19 protein-coding genes are annotated in these 16,733 nt (G+C 59.3%); 14 read left to right on the top strand and 5 right to left on the bottom strand.

The window, feature by feature from the left end; all coding sequences use genetic code 11:
* The first annotated feature begins 35 nt into the window (after window positions 1–35).
* Genes HQL44_02920 through ilvC form a run of 3 tightly spaced genes read left to right on the top strand, consistent with a single transcriptional unit; the run spans window position 36 to window position 3,378 of the window.
* Window positions 36–1,799, top strand: a complete 1,764-nt coding sequence (locus tag HQL44_02920) for an acetolactate synthase 3 large subunit (GenBank protein ID MBF0267525.1) — start codon at window positions 36–38, stop codon at window positions 1,797–1,799.
* A gap of 10 nt (window positions 1,800–1,809) precedes the next feature.
* The gene (gene ilvN, locus HQL44_02915; GenBank protein ID MBF0267524.1) at window positions 1,810–2,328 is read left to right on the top strand and encodes an acetolactate synthase small subunit; all 519 of its coding nucleotides are present in this window, start codon (window positions 1,810–1,812) and stop codon (window positions 2,326–2,328) included.
* A gap of 30 nt (window positions 2,329–2,358) precedes the next feature.
* Window positions 2,359–3,378, top strand: coding sequence for a ketol-acid reductoisomerase (gene ilvC, locus HQL44_02910; GenBank protein ID MBF0267523.1), 1,020 nt, complete (start codon window positions 2,359–2,361; stop codon window positions 3,376–3,378).
* Window positions 3,379–3,457: 79 nt separating this feature from the next.
* Here ilvC and HQL44_02905 read toward each other — a convergent pair whose 3' ends face one another.
* The 4 genes from HQL44_02905 to HQL44_02890 form a co-directional block, all read right to left on the bottom strand.
* On the bottom strand, window positions 3,458–5,176 hold the full coding sequence (locus tag HQL44_02905; GenBank protein ID MBF0267522.1) for a methyl-accepting chemotaxis protein: 1,719 nt from the start codon (window positions 5,174–5,176) through the stop codon (window positions 3,458–3,460).
* A gap of 288 nt (window positions 5,177–5,464) precedes the next feature.
* Window positions 5,465–5,863: a LysR family transcriptional regulator gene (locus tag HQL44_02900; GenBank protein MBF0267521.1), complete on the bottom strand. Its 399-nt coding sequence runs from the start codon at window positions 5,861–5,863 to the stop codon at window positions 5,465–5,467.
* Between the two features lie 9 nt (window positions 5,864–5,872).
* Window positions 5,873–6,391 carry a cupin domain-containing protein gene (locus HQL44_02895; protein ID MBF0267520.1) on the bottom strand — a complete coding sequence of 173 codons (519 nt, stop codon included), beginning with the start codon at window positions 6,389–6,391 and terminating at the stop codon, window positions 5,873–5,875.
* Window positions 6,391–6,690 (bottom strand): hypothetical protein, encoded by a 300-nt coding sequence (locus HQL44_02890; GenBank protein MBF0267519.1) that lies wholly within the window; start codon window positions 6,688–6,690, stop codon window positions 6,391–6,393. Before HQL44_02890 ends, HQL44_02895 begins: the two co-directional genes overlap by 1 nt.
* Before the next feature lie 184 nt (window positions 6,691–6,874).
* Here HQL44_02890 and HQL44_02885 point away from each other — a divergent pair, with 184 nt between their 5' ends.
* The 6 genes from HQL44_02885 (at window position 6,875) to HQL44_02860 (ending at window position 12,101) form a co-directional block, all read left to right on the top strand.
* Complete coding sequence (locus HQL44_02885) at window positions 6,875–7,300, top strand: hypothetical protein (GenBank protein MBF0267518.1); 426 nt, start codon at window positions 6,875–6,877, stop codon at window positions 7,298–7,300.
* A 139-nt stretch (window positions 7,301–7,439) separates the two neighbouring features.
* Entirely contained in the window at window positions 7,440–8,972 is a 1,533-nt protein-coding gene (locus tag HQL44_02880; GenBank protein ID MBF0267517.1) for an acyl-CoA carboxylase subunit beta, read from the top strand.
* 104 nt (window positions 8,973–9,076) lie between these two features.
* Window positions 9,077–11,065 (top strand): acetyl-CoA carboxylase biotin carboxylase subunit, encoded by a 1,989-nt coding sequence (gene accC, locus HQL44_02875; protein ID MBF0267516.1) that lies wholly within the window; start codon window positions 9,077–9,079, stop codon window positions 11,063–11,065.
* 8 nt (window positions 11,066–11,073) lie between these two features.
* Window positions 11,074–11,349 carry an acylphosphatase gene (locus HQL44_02870; GenBank protein ID MBF0267515.1) on the top strand — a complete coding sequence of 92 codons (276 nt, stop codon included), beginning with the start codon at window positions 11,074–11,076 and terminating at the stop codon, window positions 11,347–11,349.
* 75 nt (window positions 11,350–11,424) lie between these two features.
* Window positions 11,425–11,667: a type II toxin-antitoxin system Phd/YefM family antitoxin gene (locus HQL44_02865; GenBank protein ID MBF0267514.1), complete on the top strand. Its 243-nt coding sequence runs from the start codon at window positions 11,425–11,427 to the stop codon at window positions 11,665–11,667.
* A complete protein-coding gene (locus HQL44_02860) occupies window positions 11,667–12,101 on the top strand; it encodes a type II toxin-antitoxin system VapC family toxin (GenBank protein MBF0267513.1) in 435 nt (144 codons plus the stop codon). Before HQL44_02865 ends, HQL44_02860 begins: the two co-directional genes overlap by 1 nt.
* Here HQL44_02860 and HQL44_02855 read toward each other — a convergent pair.
* On the bottom strand, window positions 12,081–12,884 hold the full coding sequence (locus tag HQL44_02855) for an undecaprenyl-diphosphate phosphatase (protein ID MBF0267512.1): 804 nt from the start codon (window positions 12,882–12,884) through the stop codon (window positions 12,081–12,083). The genes HQL44_02860 and HQL44_02855 overlap by 21 nt on opposite strands.
* Before the next feature lie 52 nt (window positions 12,885–12,936).
* Between HQL44_02855 and HQL44_02850 the strand changes: the two genes are divergently transcribed.
* The 5 genes from HQL44_02850 (at window position 12,937) to HQL44_02830 (ending at window position 16,533) form a co-directional block, all read left to right on the top strand.
* The gene (locus tag HQL44_02850) at window positions 12,937–13,827 is read left to right on the top strand and encodes a KamA family radical SAM protein (GenBank protein MBF0267511.1); all 891 of its coding nucleotides are present in this window, start codon (window positions 12,937–12,939) and stop codon (window positions 13,825–13,827) included.
* 90 nt (window positions 13,828–13,917) lie between these two features.
* Complete coding sequence (efp, locus tag HQL44_02845) at window positions 13,918–14,484, top strand: elongation factor P (GenBank protein MBF0267510.1); 567 nt, start codon at window positions 13,918–13,920, stop codon at window positions 14,482–14,484.
* Window positions 14,485–14,488: 4 nt separating this feature from the next.
* A complete protein-coding gene (locus tag HQL44_02840; protein MBF0267509.1) occupies window positions 14,489–15,271 on the top strand; it encodes an inositol monophosphatase in 783 nt (260 codons plus the stop codon).
* A gap of 102 nt (window positions 15,272–15,373) precedes the next feature.
* Entirely contained in the window at window positions 15,374–16,183 is an 810-nt protein-coding gene (locus tag HQL44_02835; GenBank protein MBF0267508.1) for a sel1 repeat family protein, read from the top strand.
* 77 nt (window positions 16,184–16,260) lie between these two features.
* A complete protein-coding gene (locus HQL44_02830) occupies window positions 16,261–16,533 on the top strand; it encodes a hypothetical protein (protein MBF0267507.1) in 273 nt (90 codons plus the stop codon).
* Window positions 16,534–16,733: the final 200 nt, after the last annotated feature.

Raw genomic sequence — 16,733 nt, 5'->3', positions numbered from 1 at the left:
TCGCCCTTCTTCGGCATGATGGATTCTATAAAGAGATGAGTCACGACCACGATCTCAACGGCGCGGAAATCCTATTGAAAGCCCTGACCGAACAGGGCGTCGAGGTCGTCTTCGGCTATCCGGGCGGCGCCGTTCTGCCGATCTATGACGAGATTTTCAAGCAGAACCGGCTGCGCCATATCCTGGTGCGCCACGAGCAGGCCGCCGTCCATGCGGCGGAAGGCTATGCCCGTTCGACCGGCAAGGTCGGCTGCGTGCTGGTTACCTCCGGCCCCGGCTCGACCAACGCCGTCACCGGTCTTTTGGACGCCATGCTGGATTCCACGCCGATGGTCTGCCTCACCGGCCAAGTGCCGACCAGCCTGATCGGCAACGACGCCTTCCAGGAAGCCGACACCACCGGCATCACGCGGCCTTGCACCAAGCACAATTATCTGGTCAAGGACGTGAATGATCTGGCCCGCGTGGTTCACGAAGCCTTCTATGTCGCGAAGACCGGGCGTCCCGGTCCGGTAGTGATCGATCTGCCCAAGGATGTGATGACCGCCAAGGGCAAATATGTCGGCATCGGCAAGGTGCGCCATAAATCGTATATCCCCAAAGTGAAGGGCGATCTCGAGCGCATCGAGGAAGCGGTCGAATTGATGGCCAGCGCCAAGAAGCCGATTTTGTATTTCGGCGGCGGCGTCATCAATTCGGGCAATGCGGCCATCGATTTGGCCGCCAAGCTGGTCAAGCTGACCGGATTCCCTTTCACGCAGACCCTGATGGGGCTGGGATCGGTACCCGCCTCGAACCCGCAATTCCTGGGCATGGTCGGGATGCACGGCACCTATGAGGCGAATCTGGCCATGCATGGCTGCGACGTCATGGTGTGCATCGGCGCCCGTTTCGACGACCGCGTCACCGGCAAGACCTCGGCCTTCTCGCCCCATTCCAAAAAGATCCACATCGACATCGATCCGTCGTCGATCAACAAGAACATCATGGTCGATGTGCCCATCGTGGGCGATGTCGGCCATGTGCTGGAAGACATGATCCGCGTGTGGAAGGCCAAGCAGCTGCATGTCGATGAAAAGGCGCTGAAGAACTGGTGGCGCACCATCGACGGCTGGCGCTCGAAGGATTGCCTGCGCTACGTCAACAGCAAGAAGCTGATCAAGCCGCAATACGCCATCGAACGTTTGTACGAATTGACCAAGGATCGCGATCCCATCATCGCCACCGAAGTCGGGCAGCATCAGATGTGGGCCGCCCAGTTCGCCAAGTTCGACGTGGCCAGACATTGGCTGACTTCGGGCGGCTTGGGCACCATGGGCTTCGGCCTGCCCGCCGCCATGGGCGCGCAGGTGGCCTTCCCCGACAAGCTGGTGGTGAACATCGCAGGCGAATCCTCGATCCAGATGAACATCCAGGAGATGGCGACGCTGGCCCAGGAACGTCTGGCGGTGAAGATATTCATCTTGAACAACCAGTATCTGGGCATGGTGCGCCAGTGGCAGGAATTGCTACATGGCGGTCGCTATGCCGAAAGCCACATGGATGTGCATCCCGACTTCGTGAAGCTGGCTGATGCCTACGGCGCCAAGGGCAGGCGCGTCGACAAACCCGCCGAACTCGACGCCGCGATCATGGAAATGATCGAAACGCCGGGCGCCTTCATTCTGGATGTGCGCACCGACGCCTCGGAAAACGTCTTCCCGATGATTCCGGCGGGGGCTGCGCACAACGAAATGCTGATGGGGCCTGAAGACGAGGCGGAAAATCCATCAAGCGAAGACGGCATGGTTCTGGTGTAAGGGGATGGACATGACTGGCAAGCATCATCCGCACAAGCATCGCCATACCATCGCCGTTCTGGTCGACAACGAGCCGGGCGTTCTGGCCCGCGTGATCGGCCTGTTTTCGGGGCGCGGCTACAATATCGAAAGTTTGACGGTGGCCGAAGTGGCGGCGCGCGAGAATCTGTCGCGCATCACCATCGTCACATCCGGCACGGCGCAGATCGTCGAGCAGATCAAGGCGCAGTTGTCGCGTCTGGTGCCGGTTCACAAGGTGGTCGATCTGACCAAGGACGGACCGGCGGTCGAACGCGAACTGGCCTTGGTGAAAGTGGTGGGCATTGGCGAGAAGCGGGTCGAATCCTTGCGCATCGCCGATATTTTCCGCGCCCGCACGGTGGACGCCACCAACGAATCCTTTGTCTTCGAAATCGTGGGCCGATCCGACAAGATCGACGCCTTCATCAATCTCATGGAGCCTTTGGGCTTGGTCGACGTGTCGCGTACCGGCGTCGTCGCCATCGCCCGTGGAACGCAACCGCTTTAACTTTAAAGAACTGGAAAGGGAGTACCCTTCATGCGCGTTTATTACGACCGCGACGCTGACCTTGGCCTGATCAAGAGCAAGAAAGTCGCCATCATCGGCTATGGCAGCCAGGGCCACGCCCATGCGTTGAACCTGCGCGATTCCGGCGTCAAGGAGCTGGCCGTCGGCCTGCGCCCCGGTTCCGCTTCCGCCAAGAAGGCCGAGGGCGAGAAGTTGAAGGTCATGACGCCCGACGAAGCCGCCAAGTGGGCCGATGTGGTGATGATCTTGACGCCTGACGAATTGCAGGCCGATCTCTACCGCGACCATCTGGCTCCCAACATGAAGCCGGGCGCTGCGCTGGTTTTCGCCCATGGCCTCAACATCCATTTCAAGCTGATCGAAGCCCGGGCCGACATCGACGTCTTCATGATCGCCCCCAAGGGTCCCGGCCATACTGTGCGTGGTGAGTATCTGAAGGGCGGCGGTGTTCCCTGTTTGGTGGCGGTCGATCAGAATCCTTCCGGCAACGCTCTGGAAATCGCGCTGTCCTACGCTTCGGCCGTCGGCGGCGGTCGCTCGGGCATCATCGAGACCAGCTTCAAAGAAGAGTGCGAGACCGATTTGTTCGGCGAGCAGGCGGTGCTGTGCGGCGGCCTGACCGAACTGATCAAGGCCGGTTACGAAACGCTGACCGAGGCGGGTTACGCCCCCGAGATGGCCTATTTCGAATGCCTGCACGAAGTGAAGCTGATCGTCGATCTGATCTATGAGGGCGGCATGGCCAACATGCGCTACTCGATTTCGAACACCGCCGAGTATGGCGACTATCGCACGGGTCCGCGCCTGATCACCTCCGAGACCAAGGCCGAGATGAAGCGCGTGCTGGAAGACATTCAGTCGGGCCGTTTCGTGCGCGACTGGGTGTTGGAATGCAAGGCCGGTCAGCCCAGCTTCAAGGCGACGCGCCGCAGGAACGCCGAGCATCCGATCGAAGTGGTGGGCGAGAAGCTGCGCGGCATGATGCCCTGGATTGGCAAGAACAAGCTGGTCGACAAGAGCAAGAACTAAGCTATCGGCTTTCAGCATAAGAAAAGGGCTGGAGATATTTCTCCAGCCCTTTTTCTTTTTCTGCTGCTGACCGCGGCCTCTACGCCGCCGATCCCTTGCGGATGTGAAGCAGGAAGTCATCGACCTGACCGCGCAGGCGTTCGGCGTTCTTGGCCAATTCGGACGAAGCCGACAAAACGCTTTCCGACGACGTGCCGGTGCTTTCGGCGCCCTGGCTAACTTCGACGATATGTTCCGAAACGTCCCTGGCCCCCATGGCCGCCAGTTGGGCATTGTGGGCGATTTCGCCGGTCGCGGCACCCTGCTGCTCCACGGAATTGGTGATGCTGGCCGCGATGTCGTTGATCTGGGTGATGGTTTTGGCAATGCTGCGGATGGCGTCTACCGTGTCGTTGGTGGCCGATTGCACCGACGAAATTTGTTGGGTGATGTCCTCGGTCGCCTTGGCGGTTTGGTTGGCCAGATTTTTCACTTCGTTGGCGACGACGGCGAATCCCTTGCCGGCCTCGCCTGCGCGCGCGGCTTCGATGGTGGCGTTCAGGGCCAGCAGATTGGTTTGCGAGGCGATGTCGTTGATCAGGCTGACCACCTCGCCAATGCGGTTGGCGGCTTCCGCCAGCCCCTGAATCAGGGTGTCGGCGCGTTCGGCCTCTTGCACCGCGTTCTGGCTGATATGCGAAGATTGCTCGACCTGATGGCCGATGGCGTTGATCGACGCCGACAATTCCTCGGCGGCGCTGGCCACCGCCTGCACATTGGCCGAGGCGCGCTCCGACGATTGGGCGACGTCGTTGGCGCGATGCGTGGTGTCCTTGGCCACCGACGACATGTTTTCCGCCGTGCTTTGCATTTCGCTAGCCGCCGAAGCGACGCTGCCGATGACTTTGCCGACGTCGCGTTCCAGCTTGTCGGCCATGGTCAGCATGTCCTTCACGCGCTTTTCTTCCGCCCGGCGTTCCACTTCGCGCTGCTCGACCTGCAGGCGGTCCATCTCGCTCAACTTGTCCAGGAAGATGCGCAAGGCATGCGCGATCTTTCCGAATTCGTCTTTGCGTTCCGGCTTCAGGTGCAGAGATTCGGCGGGCGCCTTGGCCATCACCCCGTCGATGTCCTTTTCGACGTAATGCAATAGGCGACCGATCATCAAGTAAAGGTAGGCGCCGCCGGAACCGGCGATCAGAAGGGCGATGCCGCCTGCCAGCAGCATGGTCAAGATAAGCTGATCGCCCATCTTTTTCATGTCGTCCGAACTGTTGGCCAAATCCGACATGCGGTCGAATGTTTCGACTTGGATTTGAGATGCCAATTCATCCAGCTTGAGGATGATGCCCTCGCTGCCCTGACTGAACTGTTCAAGCAGTTCGCCGCCACGGACCTTGTTGCCGCGGAAGGTTTCGGCCATTTCCTGGCCCAGCGGAATCATATGCGGCAATTCGCCCATCAATTCCTCGAGGCCTTTGGAAATTTCCGTCAATCCAAGCTCGTTGGAAAAGTTGAGGGCCGCTTCGGCGGTCTGCTCGAACTTGGCGCCGAACTCTTGCGCGCGCTCATAGCTCTCCGCCTCGCCGGTCAGCGCGGCGTTCAGGAATCCGTTGCGCATCGACTGGACGTCCGACTTGGCTTCGCGGATGGAATCAAGCAAGGGCACGCCGAAATTCGACACTTTCGCAACGTCCTGCTCCATAGCCAGCAGAACAGGCTTCTGCGCAATGAGACGGGAAACGACAAAACTAGACGACGCGATCGACGCCAAGAGGATAGCCGCCATGATCAGCAGCACCTTCAGCTTAACAGTCATACATCCCTCCGGGCGGTAACCGGTTGACCCCGGTTGACTCTCATCTTGGAAATCTAACCGATCAGGAAATCTATTACGAGATGTCATTTTCGGATTTCAGGTAATCAAAAAATCATCAGCTCGCTTCAAAAGTTGATGCCTTCAATCACAAACAATTTTATTAGATTTTTATTAAGTTCAAATTGCCGATGCCTATCCGCTAGGTGTTTGCAACGCAGCAATATCACATTTTGATTTGAGTCAAAAATTTGGAAAAGGAGACTTGTTATCGATGGCTGAAGTCTGAGTTCAGCTCGACTTCCTATTCCGTCCCATTGTGCAACCCTCTGGCTTGAGGGGGCGCGGAGTCTCGGACACCAAACGTTCAAGGGTTTCCAGTTCTGCCTCAATGGCGGCTTCAGCTTTGGTTTCGACCCGGCGGTAAATGTCGATCACGGTCAGCCCGGTCTGGGTCAGGCTGGCTCCGCCCCCTTTGGCGCCGCCAAAACTGGCCGTCACCACGGGGTCCTTGAAAGCCCGGTTCATTTCATCAACCAGCAGCCATGCCCGGCGATAGGACATGCCCTGGTCCTTGGCAGCCGCCGTAATCGATCCCAAACGCCCGATGGCGGCCAGTAGGTCCACCTTGCCTGGCCCCAGGGCGGCAAAGGAACAGAGCTTGATGCGGATTTTCAGAAGGCCGGTCATGCGATGGGCCTAAGCGCTGGCGGGGGGGCGGATCAGGGCTTCGATCCGCTCGGCTTGGTCCGGCCATTCCTTCAGCAAGGCCGCCTTGTCCAGAGCATGCTCGTAATCTTGGAAATCGAAGCCAGGGGCGACCGTGCAGCCCAGAAGGGCGAAAGAGCCGTTTGGAAGTAGTCGCGACCCTTGCCAAGCCCCGGCGGGAACAAGCGCTTGCGGCTGTTGCCCGGCTGCGATGTCTTGGCCCAGATGAAGGATGCGAGAGCCGCCACCTGGGAATAGTTGAAGCATTTCAACTGGATCGCCAAGATAAAAATGGAAGATCTCGTCGCTCTTCAGGCGATGGAGGGCCGAGATCGACTGGGCGGTCAGCAGATAGTAGATGGCGGTGCCGACGGAGCGGGCATTGCCGTAACGGGCGGGAAGGGCGGATGCGGGAAGCTGATCGGCCCCCCGCCAAGTTTCAACGAACCATCCCCCTTCCGCCGGGTGCGGCTTCAGCCCCAGAAGGCGGACAACCTCCTGGGCGTCGATCACTCGGGAATCTTGCCGGTCAGCAGGAAGTCGGCCAGGGCCAAGGCCTTTTCGCTGCCGCCCTCGTTGTACTGCTTGGTCCGTTCAACGATCCAATCCTTAACCTCGGCGTGATCGACCGGGGTTTTAGCCATCAGGGCGACCAGAATGGCTTGGCTGGCCAGCAAATGGGCCGAGATGTCGTCTAGGGCCTCGAACAGGCGCTGCTGGGAATCGCTCTGGCTTTCCGTCATCGACTGGATGTCGCGGCCAAGATTGTTCAGCAAGCCCTGGATATGGTTGAGCAGGATCTGCGACATGGAATTCTTCCTCTATAAGGTCCTGAAATCGCCAGAAGGATAGCCCGACTTCTTGCGTCTGTCATGTCCTATCACGGCCTTTTCCCAAACAAAGGGCGCTAAGAAAGACTTAACGCGGATGGGGGATCATCACTATATATAGGCGGGGGATGGGACATTGGATGATTTGCAAGGATGAATGCGCATGGGGCTTTTTTCCTCTGACGATTCGGGCGGCGTATCCAACGCGGCTGCGGTCGATCCTGCTTGGGCCAAATCCCCCAAGGGCCATTTCCACCGTCTGATCAGCCTGGAGCCGGATCAGGTTGGCCTGCCGGGTCAGGGCGGCGTCTATGTGGTTTGGCACAAGGGAGTCAGGCCTGAATGGGTCTATGTGGCCTCTGACGATGATCTGGGCCAGGCCTTGATGCGCGCCCTGGATGACGAAGAGATTTTCAGCTACGAACCCAGGGGCGGCCTGTGGTGCACCTGGTCCTTCATTCGCCCGGAATACCGCGATGGGGCCGTGTTATATCTGCGCCGGTTGCTAAAGACCGTGGTCGAGCCGCGTCCCGGCGATGAAATCGACGAAGAGAAGGTGCGGCCGGTCGCCGTTCTCCCTCCAGGTTAACGACCTATAAATTATGAATAGGTATTGCCTACCTTGATGGGGGGTTATTTCCCTGCCCAATTCTCTTGCATGGCGCTTTGATGCAAGGTATCCGATAGCTACGTATATCTGCCAAGCAAAAAGCGGGGACGTCCAAGGCATGCACGAGATCATCCAGCAATTGGAAGAAAAACGCGAACGCGCCCGCAAGGGCGGCGGCGAACGGCGCATCGCCGCCCAGCACAACAAGGGCAAGCTGACGGCGCGAGAACGCATCGAACTGCTTCTCGATCCCGGTTCGTTCGAGGAATGGGACATGTTCGTCGAGCACCGCTGCCACGATTTCGGCATGGACAAGGAAACCATCCCCGGCGACGGTGTGGTGACCGGCTATGGCACGGTCAATGGCCGACTTGTTTTCGTGTTCAGCCAGGACTTCACGGTTTTCGGCGGCTCGCTGTCCGAGGCCCATGCCGAGAAGATCTGCAAGATCATGGATCACGCCATGAAGGTGGGCGCGCCCGTGATCGGCATGAACGATTCGGGCGGCGCTCGCATTCAAGAGGGCGTGGCGTCGCTGGCCGGTTACGCCGAAGTGTTCCAGCGCAACGTGCTGGCTTCGGGCGTGGTGCCGCAGATTTCCGTGATCATGGGGCCTTGCGCCGGCGGCGCCGTCTATTCGCCCGCCATGACCGACTTCATCATGATGGTGAAGGATTCGTCCTACATGTTCGTGACCGGTCCCGACGTGGTCAAAACGGTCACGCACGAGACCGTGACCGCCGAGGAACTGGGCGGCGCCGCCACGCATTCGTCCAAGTCGGGCGTTGCCGATCTGGCGTTTGAGAACGATGTGGAAGCGCTGCTGCAGGTGCGCAGGCTGGTCGATTTCCTGCCGCCGTCGAATCGCGAAAAGCCTCCGGTGCGCCCCACCGCCGACAGTTCCGACCGTCTGGAAATGAGCCTGGATACGCTGATACCTGACAATCCCAACAAGCCCTACGACATGAAGGAACTGATCTTGAAGATCGTCGACGAGGGCGACTTCTTCGAGGTGCAGCCCGACTACGCCAGGAATATCGTGGTCGGTTTCGGGCGCATGGAGGGGACTACCGTCGGCATCATCGCCAATCAGCCGATGGTGCTTGCCGGGTGTTTGGATATCGACAGCAGCAGAAAATCAGCGCGTTTCGTGCGTTTCTGCGACGCCTTCAACATTCCCATCCTGACCCTGGTCGACGTGCCGGGATTCATGCCCGGCACGGCGCAGGAATATGGCGGCATCATCAAGCACGGCGCCAAGCTGCTGTACGCCTATGCCGAGGCCACGGTGCCCAAGATCACGCTGATCACCAGAAAGGCCTATGGCGGCGCCTATGACGTCATGAGTTCCAAGCATTTGCGCGGCGACGTCAATTTCGCCTGGCCGACCGCCGAGATCGCCGTCATGGGACCCAAGGGCGCGGTGGAGATCATCTTCCGCTCGGACATCGGCGATGCCAAGAAGATCGCCGAGCGCACCGAAGAATACCGCCAGAAATTCGCAAATCCGTTCATTGCGGGGCACAGGGGCTTCATCGACGACGTCATCATGCCGCACGCGACCAGGAAGCGCATTTGCCGTTCGCTGGCCATGCTGCGCGAGAAGAAGCTAAGCAATCCGTGGAAGAAACACGGCAATATCCCGCTGTAAGGGGAGAGGGAGAGACCATGACCGCCAAGAAAACCGCCAAGCCCGCCCCCAAAGCCAAGGCGAAGCCGTCGCCGACGCCAGCCGCCAAGGCCAAAGCCGGGCCGCTGTTCGACAAGATCCTGATCGCCAACAGAGGCGAGATCGCTTGCCGCGTCATCAAAAGCTGCAAGAAGCTGGGCATCAAAAGCGTCGCCGTCTATTCCGACGCCGACAAGGACGCGCTGCATGTGGCGATGGCCGACGAGGCAGTGCATATCGGCCCGCCCCAATCGGCGCAAAGCTATCTGTTGATCGACAAAATCGTCGATGCTTGCAAGAAAACGGGCGCTAAGGCCGTGCATCCGGGCTACGGATTCTTGTCGGAGAAGCAGGAATTTCAGGCGGCGCTCGCCAAGGCGGGCATCGCCTTCATCGGCCCGGGGGCGAAAGCCATCTACGCCATGGGCGACAAGATCGAATCGAAGAAGCTGGCCAAAGCCGCTGGCGTCAACACCGTGCCCGGCTATCTGGGCGTGATCAAGGACGCCGACGAGGCTGTGAAGATCGCCAAAGGCATCGGCTATCCGGTGATGGTGAAGGCTTCGGCGGGCGGCGGCGGCAAGGGCATGCGCGTCGCCTGGAACGACGCCGAGTGCCGCGAAGGATTCCGTTCGGCCACGGCGGAAGCCAAATCCAGCTTCGCCGACGACCGCGTTTTCATCGAGAAATTCATCGAGGAGCCGCGCCATATCGAAATCCAGATTCTGGCCGACAGCCATGGCAACACGCTGTATCTGGCCGAGCGCGAATGTTCGATCCAGCGCCGTCATCAGAAGGTGATCGAGGAAGCGCCGTCGCCCTTCCTGGACGCCAAGACCCGCAAATCGATGGGCGAGCAGGCGGTGGCTTTGGCCAAGGCGGTCGATTACGTCTCGGCCGGTACGGTGGAGTTCATCGTCGACGCCAAGCGCAATTTCTATTTCCTGGAAATGAACACCCGCCTGCAGGTCGAGCATCCGGTGACCGAGAAGATCACCGGCATCGATCTGGTGGAGTGGATGATCCGCGTGGCGGCGGGCGAGAAACTGCCCATGAAGCAGGCCGACATCAAGATCAACGGCTGGGCTATCGAATCGCGCGTCTATGCCGAAGACCCGTTTCGCAATTTCCTGCCCTCGACGGGGCGCTTGATCCGCTACAACCCGCCCGAGGAATCGGAATCGGTGCGCGTCGATACCGGCGTGTACGAGGGCGGCGAGATCAGCATGTTCTACGATCCGATGATCGCCAAGCTGATCACCTATGGCAAAAACAGGACCGAGGCCATCGCCTTCATGCGAGAAGCCCTGGATCGCTTCTTTATCCGCGGCGTTTCGCACAACATTCCCTTTCTGGCCTCGCTGATGAGCCAGCAGCGTTTCGTGGAAGGCCGCTTGACCACCAACTTCATCGCCGAGGAGTACAAGAACGGATTCAACGCAGCCGACCTGCCGCCCGAAGATCCGGCGATTCTGGCTTGCGTGGCGGCGGCGGTGCATTTCGCCAATGCCGAACGCAACGCCCGCATTTCCGGCCAGATGCCCGGCCATGAGATGAAGGTGGGCAATGATTGGGTGGTTAAGCTGGACGACCTGACTTATCCGGTTGTGGTTTCATCCGCCGATGCGGGTTGGACCGTGATCCTGAAGGGCAAGAAGCAGATCGTTCGTTCCGATTCCTGGCAGATCGGCAATCCTTTGTTCGAAGGATCGGTGAACGGCAAGCCCGTGTCGGTGCAGATTGATCGCAAAAGCATTGGCTGGCGCATGTTCCATGCGGGCGCTCAGGTCGATGTGATGGTTTATACGGCTTGGCAGGCCGAACTGGCGGCCCTGATGCCCAAGAAGGCGCCGCCCGACATGTCGAAATATCTGCTCTCGCCGATGCCGGGGCTTCTGGTGTCGCTGGCCGTGGCTGGCGGACAGGAAGTGAAGGCGGGCGAGGAACTGGCCGTCGTCGAGGCCATGAAGATGATGAATGTGTTGAAGGCCGAGCGTGACGGCGTGGTCAAGAAAATCCACAGCCAGGCGGGGTCCAGTCTGGCCGTCGATCAGATCATCGTCGAGTTTGCCTGATGTCGGGTCTGAAATCCGTGCATGTGCGGATTTCAGGACGCGTGCAGGGCGTCTGGTATCGCGGTTGGACGGTCGAGCAGGCCAATCGTCTGGGCTTGAAGGGCTGGGTGCGCAATCGCGCCGACGGCACGGTGGAAGCGGTGTTCCAGGGCCATGACGCTGGCGTCGAGACCATGCTGAAACTGTGCCGCGAAGGCCCGCCCGCCGCTCGCGTCGGCGGCATCACCGTCGAACCTTCCGCCCCTAAGGACTTCGACGGATTCCAGCAGCAGCCGACGGCGTAGGGGTGGTTCTTGCCGTTAAATTGGACCGATGTTATAATCTGACCAGTTTTCTGGTCATATTTCCCCGAGGGCAAAATGGCGACCGTCACCCTGGTTGAAGCTAAGGCGCATTTGAGCGAATTGCTGGACCGTGTCGAGTCCGGCGAAGAGGTGATGATTACTCGCCATGGCAAGCCCAGCGCCAAGCTGGTGGCGCCTGCACACAAGAAATTGAAACCTATCGATTTCAAAAAGCTGGCTGAGTTGCGGGCCAGCCAGCCGCCCTGGTCCACGCCTAGCGTCGAAATTATCCGCCAACTTCGCGACGAAAAATACTGATGCTCTATTTTGATACCAGCATTCTGACCCCGCTGGTAAAAACGGAAGCCTCCAGCGGCAAGGTTATGAATCTTATGGCTGAACTGGCAGGCAACCGGCTATGCACCAGTCATTGGACATTGGTCGAATTGGCTTCTGCCTTGGCGCGCGAAGTTCGTATGAAAGCGACAAGCCCTAAGTTGGCGCAGAAGTCATTGCAGGATTTCGAAGTGATTCTTGATGCGTCATTCGAAATATTCGCACCCGATGCCTCCGATTTCACTCGCGCCAAGGATTATGTGGCGCGTTTCGAGACAGGCTTAAGGGGCGGCGATGCTTTGCATCTGGCGGTAGCCGCCCGGCATAAGGTGAAGGCCATTTACAGCCTGGACAAAACCTTCGTCAAAGCAGGCAAGAAACTTGGCCTGCCCGCCCTAACCGGCATTCGCCTCTAACAACACCAGCATCAACAGCCCGAAACCGATGCGATACCAAGCAAACGGCGCGAAGCCGTGTCTGCCCACGAAATTGACGGCGGCTTTCACCACCAGCAACGCCACCACGAAGGCGGATACGAATCCGATGGCGATCAGGCCGGCATTCTCGAACGACAGCAGCGGCCAATCCTTGTAGATCTTATAGGCGGTGGCCGCCGTCATGGTGGGCACGGCCAGGAAGAACGAGAATTCGGCAGCCGTCTTGCGCTCTACTCCCATCAGCAACGCCCCCATGATGGTCGCACCCGAGCGCGAAACGCCGGGGATCATCGACACGCATTGGAACAGGCCGATCTTCAAGGCCATCGGCAGGCCGAAATCCTCGATGGCATGGACCCTGGCGTGTTTGACGCGCTTCTCGATCAGCAAAATGGCGATGCCGCCCAGGATCAGCGCCACCGCCACCGTGACCGGGCTGTCCAGCAGTTGGCGGATGTATTTATAGGCCATCGCGCCGATGACCATGGCGGGCAGGAAGGCTGCCAGAATATAGGTAACGAAATGGCGCGAAGGGGCGTCGCCCGCCATGCAACCGGTCAGCGCGCCCCACAGCCTTTTCCAATAGGCCACGCACACCGCCAGAACGGCGCCCAGTTGGATGACGATCTCGAACGTCTTACCGGGAAAGTGAAAGCCCAGAATGTCGCCCACCAGAATTAAGTGGCCGGTCGAGGAAACGGGCAGGAATTCGGTCAGTCCTTCGATGATGCCCAAGAGCAGGGCCAGCCATGCGTCGTTCATCTTGTGCTTGCCATCCTTTGTCTGGGGCCTGATATAAAGGCTTTCCCGTCGCTTGCGCAAGGAAGCCGTTTTGAAATTCCAAGGCAAAATCTCGACTACCTTCCTGGCCTTGATCGATAGGCGCGATCCTTGCGACCCCATCGCCCGCCAGTTCGAGCCTTCGCCAAGGGAAGCCGATGCGGCGCCAGACGATCTCGTCGATCCCATCGGCGATCTGGCGCATTCGGTGTCGGAATGTCTGATTCATCGTCATCCTGACCGTGTGCTGCTGGCGCCGACCTGGGCCTGTCCGGTTCATTGCCGTTTCTGTTTCCGCCGCGACCGAGTGGGCGGCAAGGGGCCATCGCCCGAGTTGCTGGCCCAGGCGCTGGATTACATCCGCGCTCATGAAGAAATCCGCGAAGTGATTCTGACCGGCGGCGATCCCTTGATGCTGCCGCAAAAGCGTCTTCAGGCTTTGCTGCAGGAACTGGCCGCTATTTCCCATGTGCAAAGCCTGCGCATCCATTCGCGCGTGCCGGTAGCCGCACCCCAGCGCATCACGCAAGGTTTGGCCCGCCTGCTGGGAAGGCTTGATAAGCCGGTCTATCTGGTGGCGCATGTCAATCATGCAAGTGAAATCACGCCCGAAGCCCAAGCGGGATTCAGCCGCCTGCGCCAAGCGGGCGTGCCCTTGTTGTCGCAAACGGTGCTGCTGAAGGGCGTCAATGATAGGGTCGATGTGCTGGAAGATTTGTTCCAAACCCTTCTGGCGGCGGGGGTGAAGCCCTATTACCTGCATCATCCCGACCTGGTGCCCGGCACGGCGCATTTCCGCTTTGGTCTAGCCGAGGGCCGCGCCTTGATGGCGGCGCTTCGCCCCAGATTGTCCGGCCTGGCGATGCCGGTTTACATTCTGGACCGGCCAGGGGGATTGGGCAAAATTCCCGCCGAAATCGCCTGAAAATCCAGCCGGTTCCTCAAAACTTGCCCAAAATCTCCGAACCTGTTAGGTTCCGCCCCTATTTCACCCCCCAAATCATCGGACCTACCCATGAAAATCGCCGCCAATACCATTCGTCCCGGCAACATCATCGAGCACAACAACCGCCAATGGGGCGTGCTGAAGATTCAGCTGATCCAGCCCGGCAAGGGCGGCGCCTTCATCCAGGTCGAAATGCGCGACATCCGCACCGGCACCAAGACCAACGAGCGCTGGCGCACCGCCGACACGGTGGAAAAATGCTCGGTTGAAGAAAAGGAATGCACCTATCTGTTCGGCGATTCCGACACGCTGACCTTCATGGACGGCGAAACCTACGAACAGTTCAACATGCCGCACGACATGCTGGGCGACCAACTGCCCTTCTTGCAAGACGGCATGCTGGTGACGGTGGATTTCGTCGAAGGCTCGCCGGTTTCCGTTACGCTGCCCAGCACCGTGATCTTGGAAGTGGTGGAAGCCGATCCGGTGGTCAAGGGTCAGACGGCGGCGGCTTCCTACAAGCCCGCCAAGATGAGCAACGGCATTCGCATCATGGTGCCGCCCTTCGTGGAGTCGGGCGAGAAGGTTGTCGTCAACACCACGGAAATGGCCTACGTCGAACGTTATAAGGGCTAATCCGTTGGCCGCACGTTCACCCTTGATGCATGTGATGGAAGCCGCCGTTCGCAAGGCGGCTAGACGTTTGGTGCGCGATTTCGGCGAGGTCGAGCATTTGCAGGTCTCGGTCAAGGGGGCGGCCGATTTCGTCTCGACCGCTGATCTGAACGCCGAAAGAACGCTGGTCGAGGAATTGTCCAAGGCGCGTCCCCGCTGGGGCTTCCTGTTGGAAGAGGGCGGCGAGAAGAAGGGTGACGGACAGCATGTGTTCGTCATCGATCCTTTGGACGGCACCACCAATTTCCTGCATGGTCTGCCGCAATTCGCCATCTCGGTGGCGGCGGTCAAGGACGACGAGATTCAGGCGGGCATCGTCTACAACCCGATCAGCGACGAAATGTTCTGGGCCGAGAAGGGGCAGGGCGCTTGGCTGAACGAGCGGCGCCTGCGCGTTTCCGTGCGCAAGAAGCTGGAAGAATCGCTGTTCGCCACCGGCCTGCCTTTCAAGGGCAAGCCAGACCATGATGTCACGTTGGCCCAGGTTGGCCGCGTGCTGGCCGTTTCGGCGGGTGTGCGGCGCATGGGGTCGGCCTCGCTCGATCTGGCCTATGTGGCGGCCGGGCGTTTCGACGGCTATTGGGAAGAGAACATCAAGCCCTGGGACATGGCCGCCGGCATCATCCTGGTGCGCGAAGCGGGCGGCACCGTCACCGACATGAAGGGCGACCACGCCATGATGCAACGCGGCGATGTGATCGCCAGCAACGGTCAGCTTCACAACGACATGCGGAAATTGGTGGGGTAATCCGCCTTACCGATTGTGTCACGCCTGCCCCAATCCCTGCCATAAAGCCGCCCGGAACGGCGTTTAGCCTTCATTCTGTCGTTATTTTGAATGGGGGCCGTCATGATCTGCAATCTTGTCAAACCAGCCCTGATGTCCTTGGCCGTTTTGTCCTTTGCGGCCCCCGCCTTTGCCGAGTATGAGGCGGGCGAAATAGCGGCCAAAGGCGGCAATTCCGCCGAAGCCTTTCGGCAATGGGACGTCTCAGCCAAGCTGGGCGAGCCGCGCTCGCAAAGGGCCTTAGGCCTGATGTTTGAACGCGGGCAGGGCGTGCTTCAGGATTACGTGGCCGCGCATATGTGGCTGAATCTGGCTGCCGCACAGGGCGACAAGGCTGCGGCGAAGGAACGCGACGCTTTGGCTAGGCAGATGAGCGCCGAGCAGGTGGCCGATGCGCAAAAACGAGCACTTGCCTTTAAGCCATCGGCTGTTTCTGCTGCTGGTACGAAGATCGATAACGCCACGGTGGCGGCGGCTCCCGTCGAGGCGGTGGCCGAAGCGCCGCTGGAAACGAAGAAAGTTGACGCGCAATCTGCCGTTTCCGCCTCAAGTCCGTTGGCCGGTCTTTGGCTTGATCGAAGAAACGGTTTCGTGATGAGCATCGAACCTTCGAGCGAAGGGGGATTCAAGATGCGCGAGGCACTGCTTGACGACAAATACAGTTTTCAGGGCGATGTGATCGGCGAATTCAGGGTCAACGAAATCGGCGATGGCTACAAGGGCCGTCACATCTGGGGCGGCAACAGGCAGGGTAATGCCCGTTGGAGCGACGAAGGCGCGATGCAGGTTAGCCTGTTGGACGCCCGCACGCTTCAGGTCAAATATATTGATTCGAAATACCAGGGCGGCTGGACCTACGAAAAGATCAGGTAGCGGCTAATTCGCCCCCTTGTACCCCGCGCGCGCCCGTCCATATGAGAATAAGTCGCAACAAACCAAGGGATCGCGCCATGACATACGATGTCCAGATCCGCCACAGCCGCCTTGCCAATAGCGGCGACGGCTTCACCCACAGTTTCGAACGCCGCCATATGGACGGAAAATCCGAGGAAGACGTCTTCAACCATATCCGCCTGACCAGCAACGATCACATCGCCTGCATCGATTCGTGGCATCATCAGGGGGTGGAACCCTATTCGGTCGATACTGGCGAGATGGAATTTTTCAGCGACGCCAAGCGTCCCAGCCGCATGCCAAGCGCTGACGAGGCCCGCACGGGCTGAAAAAGCCGCCGGTCTACCCGGCACATTCGCCTCACACGGCCATAAGGGCGGGGATTTCCCGCCCTTATTTTTACGCGATGTCAGCGATTCCAAGGCGTTGCCCGGAAAACTAGAAAGCTGAATTGCATAAAATTGCAAACAAATGCCAATCAATTTTGATTCAATAATTACTTTGCTTTCACAGTGTTTGCTTTCCATTT

The organism is Alphaproteobacteria bacterium (genome assembly GCA_015231795.1).
GTDB lineage: Bacteria > Pseudomonadota > Alphaproteobacteria > Rhodospirillales > WMHbin7 > WMHbin7.
Note: the sequence above shows the minus strand (reverse complement) of the source record. Positions and strands in the feature narration are given on the sequence as shown.